This window comes from Terrisporobacter muris, from assembly GCF_024621905.1.
Taxonomy (GTDB): domain Bacteria; phylum Bacillota; class Clostridia; order Peptostreptococcales; family Peptostreptococcaceae; genus Terrisporobacter; species Terrisporobacter muris.
Genome location: NZ_JANKBY010000257.1, coordinates 1 through 5,428, shown reverse-complemented (window position 1 = coordinate 5,428; position 5,428 = coordinate 1). Strand labels below are relative to the sequence as shown.

Below are 5,428 nucleotides of genomic sequence, written 5' to 3'. Positions count from 1 at the left end.
AGAAAATAAAGATATGGATGAAAGCTTAATTGATGGAAAATCATTTGAAGAAAAGCTAATGAAAGCAATTATAGACAATATGAATATTAAAAATAATAAAGAGATAATTAATTATAAACAGTCATTAAAAGAGTTAGATGAATATATAGCAAAGTGGGTACATGAAATAAAAATTCCAATATCTGCATTAAATATTATGACAGATAGATTAAATGAAGCGGAAGACAGCATAGATATAAAAAATCAATTGGCTAAAATGAGTTTTTTGGTGAATTCTATTTTATATAGTAGTAGAAGTACAAGTTTGTTTGAAGATATATTTATTAATAAAGTCAATTTAGAAAAATTAGTAAAGTCTTCAGTAAAAAATAACTCTTTTCTTCTAATAAAAAATAATATTGAAGTTAGCTTAGAGAACTTAGATTATTTAGTGTATAGTGATATAAAATGTCTTTCGTATGTTTTAGATCAAATTATAAATAATGCTATTAAATATTCAAAGGAAAATAATAGAATTGAATTTTATGCAAAACAAGAAAGTAATTTCATTACATTGTCTATAAAAGATTATGGAATTGGAATAAATCAAGAAGATTTAAATAGGATTTTTGATAAAGGATTTACAGGTTCTAATGGAAGAAATAAAATTTATAAATCTACCGGAATGGGAATGTACTTTACGAAGAAAATGATAGATAAATTAGGACATAGGATAGAAGTATCATCCAAACTAAATGAGTATACAAATTTTAAAATATATTTTTATGATATATCTGATTATTTAAATATGGAAAATTAGAAAACTTAGATGATTTTATGTTAACTAAGCATAAAACATATCTAAGTTTTTTATTTTATATACAAGTGTATTATATTGACTCAAATATTAGGGGGAAAAATGATAAACGTAGTTGCCTTAAGCGGTAGTGAATGCATATCGTTGGCGACATGAGCATAGCAAATTTTTTATAAACATGAATTTTATTATTATATTTAATATATAATGAAATGAAACGATATAATAGCTATTATTTAAATATATCTATAAAAATTATGAGAGGGGCTTACATATGAAAAATTTAAAAAGGGAAGTGTTTACGATACCTAATATAATGGGGTATTTTAGGATAATTTTGATACCTATATTTTTATATATTTACTATAATGCAACATCAGTTAGAGACTATTATATAGTAGCAGGTATAGTATGTGTTTCTGGAATAACAGATTTTTTAGATGGTTACATAGCTAGAAACTTTAATATGATTACTGAGCTGGGAAAATTTATAGACCCTTTAGCTGATAAATTAACTCAAGCAGCTCTTGTATTTTCTTTGGCATTTAGGCATAAATTAATGTGGTATTTGGTTGGATTATTTATAATAAAAGAAGGATTTATGGCAATTATGGGGATTATAATGCTTCGAAAAGGTAAAAAATTAGATGGAGCAAAGTGGTTTGGAAAACTTTGTACAGCCATACTTTATATCGTAATGTTTATACTAATACTGTTCCCAAGAATGAATGATACTAGAGCAAATTTCTTAATAGTAGTATGTGGAATGTTTATGTTGATGTCTTTTATATTATATATACCAGTATTTTATAAAATGTATAAATCAAGCAAATAAGATAACTCTGTAGAGAGTAGTTATATAAATTAAATTTCTTGTAGAGTATAATATGATTTATTCATATAGTTATATATAAGCATAAAATCAGGAGGGATCGTATGACAACATATATTTTATATACACTAGCAGCTGTAATGTGCTTTATGTCCTATTTAAAAAACAAAGATAAAACAAAAAATGCTTTAATAAAAGCTTGCAAATCAATGGAGAATATCATGCCTCAATTTTTATCTATAATAGTAATAGTAGGATTAATGCTAGCTTTTATTGATACGAATACTATTTCAAGATTAATAGGAAATGAGTCAGGATTTTTAGGAGTTCTATTTTCAGCAGTTGTAGGATCAACTGTTATGGTTCCAACTTTTGTAGCATTTTCAACAGCAAATACATTATTAAATAGTGGAGCGGGTTATGCCCAGGTGGCGGCTTTAGTATCAACTTTAACATTTGTAGGAATAATGACATTTTCTCTAGAAGCCAAGTATATTGGGAAAAAAACTGCTTTTTATAGAAATTTCTTTGCATTTCTATTTTCATTTATAGTTGCTTATTTTATAGGGGGGATATTAGGATGAAAAAGAAAATTTATTTTTTTGTAAATCGATATAAATTTTTTCTTATTTTTCTTGTTATTCTTATTTTAGTTACTATATTTGAAAGAAATATAGGTATAAAGGCATTTAATAGTACGAAGGGTAGTTTTTTACAGATGCTATCAGTGTTACCGCCTATTATGATTCTTCTAGGATTAATGGACGAGTGGGTATCTAGAGAATCAATGATGAAATATATGGGGGATGATTCGGGAATCATGGGAATTGTCATAGCCATAGCTTTTGCAGCTTTTGCTGCAGGACCAATGTATGCGGCATTTCCTTTTACAGCTGTCTTATTAAAAAAAGGTGTGAAGCTTACAAATGTGATTATTTTTATGAATGCATGGTGTGTTATAAAAATTTCAACTCTTTTATTTGAAATAAGTTCCTTAGGATATAAATTTACATTTTATAGGCTATTAATCGATTTTGTTGGAGTTATTGCTATGGGATATTTAGTTAATTATTTTGTTATGAATACTGGTGAAGAGGATAAAGTTTTAAAGAGTTATATGAAAGAATCTTAAAAGAATAAAAATATATACAAGGCATAAATTAAATTATCTCATTTATGCCTTGTATAAAATCATAATAGAATATTATTTCTATTAACTTTGTTACTTTAGCAACGGTCTAAGACGTTGGCGATATGAAGCGATTTGTCGACACAATGCTTAAGCAAAGTGAATTTTTAAATTAAGCAAGAATACCTACTTTTCTTAAAAGATACTCAGCATTTGTAGTTAAAGACCTTCCATTTTTAATCTTATAATCAAAGAAAATCTCACCATCTACATAATGTTCATTAAAACTGTAGTTCGTTATATTAGGGTTTTCATCTTCTAAATTACAAACCTCTAGATCATGAGTTGTAATCATTCCTGAAACATGAGATTTACATAGTTCTTTTAACACGCCTTCAGAGCCTTTAAGCCTATCAACAGAATTTGTTCCTCTAAAAATTTCATCTATTAGAAATAGTGTTTGTGGGTCACTATGAGATTGATCGATTATTTTTTTTATTCTTTTTAACTCAGCATAGAAGGTTGAAATGCCTTCGTTCAAATCATCTCTTATACGCATGGAAGTAATTATTTTCATCTTAGAAGATAACATACTATCTGCACACACGTAACTTCCAGCACGAGCAAGAACCATATTGATACCAACAGTTCTCATAAAAGTAGTTTTACCAGACATATTGGAGCCAGATATAATGTAGATATTATTATCTAGTTTAAAATCATTACAAATACGTTTTTCATTATTTATTAGAGGATGCCCTATATTTGTGGCTTCAATAATATTATTTTTATTATTAAAACTAGGAAGACACATATTGTTACAAATCCTAGGAAGATTGGCAAAACTTATTAAACTTTCCAGTTCTCCTAAAGTATAAAACCAGTTTTCAACTGAATCAGAGTATTTCATCTTCCAATTGTCCAAATCTATGGCATTTTTATAATCCCAAAGCAATAGAGAATTTAGTATTATGCACATTACTCCATTATTACGTTGATTGATATTTGAAGCTATTTTTGATAATTGTTTAACTCCTATTTTAGCAGTCTCTAAGTTTTTTACAATTTCATCTAACTTATTAGTTTTAAACTCTATTTTTGTAATATTATCTATAACATTATCGTAGCGACTGATTTTGGGTGCTAATTTTTTTAGAGTTCCAACATAATGATTTGCTTTTAAATAGCCAATAATCCAAAGCAATAGTTGGAATATGATTAAACAATTAAGAATAATAAAACTTAGAGTGCTTTTAGTAAATATTGAATATAGCAAAGTAAGACACGTTATTATATTTGAAATTTTAAATAATAATTTTAAGTAATTACTCTTAATAAATTTTTTCGTATCTTGTAATTGAGAAATTAAAATAGGAAAATCCTCATCTATACCAACTAGAGAAAAATCATACTCGGTTTCAGCACAAAAACTATAATTATTTCTTAACTCAGTAATAGCCTCATGGCGTTTTTTCAACTCTTTATCTGAAAAATTAGGATTCAGCAAATCTTTTACAAATCGTCTTCTTCCATAATAAGTACCAGTACTATTAATCATTTGGAATAAAGATTTGTTTCCAACTATGTCCAAATCTGTTGCATAATCATGGTCATAATCTATAAACTCCTCACCAATATCAGTAAAATTAGACCATTCACCAGTAATTCTTTTTATATTTGATTCATTAATTTTTATAACCCCTTCTTCTTTATATATTTGATCATATGTAGTTTTATGAGCTAAGGATGCTATGATGAAAAGGATAGCTTCAACTATCAGGACTAATATCAATTTTAAAGGGTATTGATTTACATATATTTTGTAAATGTTATAACATATTAAAATAAATAAAAACATTTTAATAATAGTAATTATATTAGCAGTCTTATTATATTCTACTATGTTATTTTTTCTTTTTTCTATATCATCATTAAATATTGATTCCATAAGTGTCACCTCCAAATTTATCCTGTAATTTTTATGATAACCAATAATTGCGTAAAATCCAACTTAATTTGTAGAAATATTAAAAGCTCCTCTCAAAATAATAGAATTAAATTAAAAAGGAGCCTTATTTTTAATATTTAATATATATTAATTCTGCTTCATTATATCTAGCAATTGCATAAATTACATCAGAAAGTCTGTTTATGTATTTTAATAAAAATGGATTTACAGTTTCTATTTTACTAAGAGAAAAAATTCTTCTCTCAGCTTTTCTACAAATAGTTCTAGCTATATGTAAATTAGCAGAGATTAAGTTAGTTCCAGGAACTATAAAAGCATCTATTTTATCAATTTTTTCAATATAAGAATCTATAATTTTTTCTAAAGATACGACATCATCATTACTTATGGGTGTTTTATAGGTTCCTTCTTCTTTAGTAGCTAATTCAGCAGAGACTGCAAATAATTTTATTTGTATACTTCTTAAAATTTCCTTATCTTCATCCTTAGCATAATTTGTGCAAAGACCTATGTAAGAGTTTAATTCGTCTAAAGTCCCATAAGACTCTACTCTTATATCATCTTTATCAACCCTAGTTCCATCGTATAAAGAGGTTTTACCTTTATCACCTGTCTTAGTATATATTTTCATAATAGTCCTCCTATATATTTTAATAATATTTATAATATACCCATAGCTAATAAACATATATACAAATATTT

Annotated in this window: 6 protein-coding genes; 4 read left to right on the top strand and 2 right to left on the bottom strand. The window is 26.3% G+C overall.

Annotation, left to right across the window (positions count from 1 at the left end; all coding sequences use genetic code 11):
• The 4 genes from NSA58_RS15340 to NSA58_RS15325 form a co-directional block, all read left to right on the top strand.
• Positions 1–799 (top strand): sensor histidine kinase (locus NSA58_RS15340; protein WP_257560656.1); only part of this gene is annotated, 799 nt, incomplete at its 5' end.
• Positions 800–1,070: 271 nt separating this feature from the next.
• Positions 1,071–1,631, top strand: coding sequence for a CDP-alcohol phosphatidyltransferase family protein (locus NSA58_RS15335; protein WP_039678037.1), 561 nt, complete (start codon positions 1,071–1,073; stop codon positions 1,629–1,631).
• A gap of 101 nt (positions 1,632–1,732) precedes the next feature.
• Positions 1,733–2,212 carry a permease gene (locus NSA58_RS15330; RefSeq protein ID WP_039678036.1) on the top strand — a complete coding sequence of 160 codons (480 nt, stop codon included), beginning with the start codon at positions 1,733–1,735 and terminating at the stop codon, positions 2,210–2,212.
• Entirely contained in the window at positions 2,209–2,760 is a 552-nt protein-coding gene (locus NSA58_RS15325) for a permease (protein ID WP_039678035.1), read from the top strand. Before NSA58_RS15330 ends, NSA58_RS15325 begins: the two co-directional genes overlap by 4 nt.
• Positions 2,761–2,929: 169 nt before the next feature.
• Here the strand turns inward: NSA58_RS15325 and NSA58_RS15320 are convergent, their stop codons facing one another.
• Positions 2,930–4,705 carry a MutS-related protein gene (locus NSA58_RS15320; protein ID WP_039678034.1) on the bottom strand — a complete coding sequence of 592 codons (1,776 nt, stop codon included), beginning with the start codon at positions 4,703–4,705 and terminating at the stop codon, positions 2,930–2,932.
• 130 nt (positions 4,706–4,835) lie between these two features.
• Complete coding sequence (locus NSA58_RS15315; protein WP_039678033.1) at positions 4,836–5,357, bottom strand: cob(I)yrinic acid a,c-diamide adenosyltransferase; 522 nt, start codon at positions 5,355–5,357, stop codon at positions 4,836–4,838.
• Between the last annotated feature and the right edge of the window lie 71 nt (positions 5,358–5,428).